2 protein-coding genes are annotated in these 3383 nt (G+C 43.0%); both read left to right on the top strand.

Features of this window, described 5'->3' with window-relative positions:
- Nucleotides 1-867: 867 nt before the first annotated feature.
- Nucleotides 868-2604, top strand: a complete 1737-nt coding sequence (locus GNF10_RS35940; RefSeq protein ID WP_185580802.1) for a serine/threonine-protein kinase — start codon at nucleotides 868-870, stop codon at nucleotides 2602-2604.
- On the top strand, nucleotides 2604-3284 hold the full coding sequence (bioD, locus tag GNF10_RS35945) for a dethiobiotin synthase (protein ID WP_185580801.1): 681 nt from the start codon (nucleotides 2604-2606) through the stop codon (nucleotides 3282-3284). Before GNF10_RS35940 ends, bioD begins: the two co-directional genes overlap by 1 nt.
- Nucleotides 3285-3383 lie beyond the last annotated feature (99 nt).

A 3383-nucleotide genomic window follows, 5' to 3' on the forward strand; every position in this document is an offset into this window, starting at 1 on the left:
ATTCATAGCAATATTATCATTAGAGATTTAATAGATTTAACTGAGAAATAGCCTAAAAAAACATCTGTGAGTTTTATTAAAGCTTCCATACAAAATTTAAGCATTTCTCCATAAAATTATCATTCGCTAACTGTCTAATTTTCTTTGGAAGCAAACCATTGATAGCTTAACTGATATCAAGTCCGTCCAGTAGATGTATAATTCAAATTTTTGAGTTGAGACAAACAACCTCAAGCTATCAAAGATTGGTGTACTAGATTGCTTCTTCTAAATACATCATTTATTACTGACAGTAAAGTATTTCTAACTTTAAGTGGTATTGAAGTTTTTTCTTAGACAAGGAGCATTTGGAACTAAGTGTTTAAGTTGTATCCTATTATATTCTACGATACTAGCAATAAATAAGTAAACTGGCAGATTTAATTTTAAGTTTTAATTCACACAATAAAATTCCAGAATAGTTGTATTTAAACAAACTCTCATAGGTGTGGTTTTCGTGCAAGGCTGACAGCGCCAAGCAAGCTGCGCTAATTTTTGTTCTTCTTCCCCGGGCGACCTTCTGGGGAGCAATGCTCTAACAGTGAGATGGGTAACAGGGGAGGAGAAAGAAATAAGTCAATTCATGGCTATTTCGGTAGAAAAATTCCTAAAATCTTCTCTTTACTCCCCCTGCTCCCTACCCCCTGTATTGTGGACAGTTCCTAAAGTTGCATAAGACACTTGAAACGTGACTTTGCGTATACTCCTAACTGGGGGTATACCCATTAGGTAAGGTAGAATATCGCTGCATGTAACTGTGTCGCCTCTCGGACTTAATCTTGGTGGGTGACTTCCTCCTCAGTTGCTCCTACACTCAATCAATCGCTCATGCAACCACCCATTACAGTTGGCACTGTCTTGCAAAACCGTTACCGGATAATTCAAATTCTCGGACAAGGAGGATTTGGTAGAACCTATCTGGCAGAAGATCAGAGGCGCTTTAACGAACTGTGCGCGATCAAGGAATTGATTTCAACAGCAACGGAGGCTTCGGCTTGGGAAAAGGCAAAGGAGCTTTTTCATCGAGAGGCTGCCATTTTATATCAAATCGAACATCCACAAGTGCCCAAATTTCGGGAAAGATTTGAGCAAGACCAACGCTTATTTTTGGTGGAGGACTATGTTGCAGGTCAAACCTACCGAGCGATGCTGACTGAACGTCAAGCTATTGGTAAAACCTTTACAGAGGCTGAAGTATTGCAGCTAATACAGTTGTTGTTGCCTGTTTTAGAGCATATTCACAGTCGAGGGATCATTCACCGAGATATCTCGCCAGAAAACATTATTTTGCGAGATAGTGACGCTAAACCCGTGTTAATTGACTTTGGGGTCGTAAAGGAACTAGCAACACGTTTGCGATCGCCAGAGAGCGCTATGCCCGAAACCACTGTGGGAAAATTAGGCTACTCTCCGAGTGAACAAATACAAACAGGGGGAGCTTACCCTAGCAGTGACTTGTATGCATTAGCAGTAAGCGCGATTGTTTTGCTGACTGGTAAAGAACCAAAGGATTTATTTGACGAAAACCAACTAACTTGGAATTGGCAGCGATGGGTAAAAGTGAGTCCGCGATTTGCTCAAGTTTTGAATCGAATGTTGAATCATATACCGAGCGATCGCTATCAGAGTGCTGCTAGTGTATCTCAAGCACTACAACCTTTAGAACAAGTTAGTCTTCCTCCCCTGAATGCGTCTAATTTGCAGACAATGGCTGTTAGCCGCCGTCCTGACTCAGTACCACCACCAGCTTCGCCGAAGAAACAACCCGATCCTGTAATTCCACCAAGTTCCACTAGTTCAGTCTTGGATAACCCGTTAGCGATCGTGGCAATTGCCACTGGTGTAGTTTTTGTCGCCGGATTTGGTTCTTGGGCACTGGTAAGTTCCATCCGCAGTCAGTCGAAACCATCACCAACTGAAACGCTTCCACAAAATTTCCCTTCACCAGTTATTTCTGGTGGTACTACATTCACAGCCACACCCACACCCACCATTGAGCAACCTATTTCTAGGCGGCTCAATCTGGGAGCAACTAACACAGCCACAGTTACAGATACTCTCAAAACAAATCAAATCATCCGGTATACTTTTTTTGGAGAGAAAGGTGACAAGTTAACTGCGTTGATTGATCCAACAAGCAGCGTATTGCTCACAGTTTTAAGTCCCAATGAACAACCACTTGCTCAGAATACTCAGCCAATAACAGCCTATGAAGGCATATTGCTAGTTACTGGTAGATATACTATTGAGTTAACACTGGCTTCGGGAGTTGCCGAAAGCAATTACAACCTCAATGTTTCATTAGAAAAACCAGTCAAACCAATTCCCACAGAGACACCGATTCCCATTCCTACAGAAACACCCTTCCCAATTCCCACAGAGACACCAATTCCCATTCCTACAGAGACACCGATTCCCATTCCTACAGAAACACCCTTCCCAATTCCCCCAGAAACACCTTTCCCAATTCCCACTGAGATACCGATTCCAACTCCGCCCACTGGTGAAACGCCAACCTTGCCGCCAGTTAATGAAACACAACCATTTTCTGGCCAAAGAAATTAATGTTAAACACACTACTTATTACTGGAACTGATACCGAAGCTGGCAAAACTGTTTTAACAACAGCCTTAGCAGCCTATTGGCAAAAATATTACCCGCAGCGTAGCTGGGGAATCATGAAACCGATTCAATCGGGGATTGGCGATCGCGAGTGGTATCAAAAGCTATTTGCGCTAGAACAATCCTCAGAGGAAATTACACCGTTATACTTTGAAGCACCTTTAGCCCCTCCCATCGCCGCCGCACGAGAAAATCGCCAAGTCGATTTAGCAGTAGTTTGGCAAGCTTTATCTAAATTGCGATCGCAACGTGATTTTGTACTTGTAGAAGCCTTGGGAGGGTTAGGTTCGCCGGTAACTGACGAGTTAACGGTAGCTGATTTAGCGGGAGAATGGCGTTTACCAACGGTATTGGTAGTACCAGTTAGATTGGGTGCGATCGCTCAAGCAGTGGCAAACGTCGCACTAGCTAGGCAATCGCGTGTTAATCTCAAAGGCATTATTCTCAACTGCGTACAACCTCGAACAGATGCAGAAATAGCCGATTGGACACCACAACAATTGATTCAATCACTCACTAACACGCCAGTTTTAGGCTGCTTACCCTATTTAGATAATCTGACTGATTTAGATAAACTTGCTCAAATAGCGTCAGATTTAGATTGGGAAACACTGACACTTTGAATGGGGAATTGGGTATGGGCAAGAGGACTTAGGGACAAGGGGAAAGACTTGTTTCAAGTTCTCTCACCTCTTGTCCCCTTGTCTCCCCCTGCCCCATAC

The sequence above is a fragment of the Nostoc sp. UCD121 genome, from assembly GCF_014222285.1.
Classification (GTDB): domain Bacteria; phylum Cyanobacteriota; class Cyanobacteriia; order Cyanobacteriales; family Nostocaceae; genus Nostoc.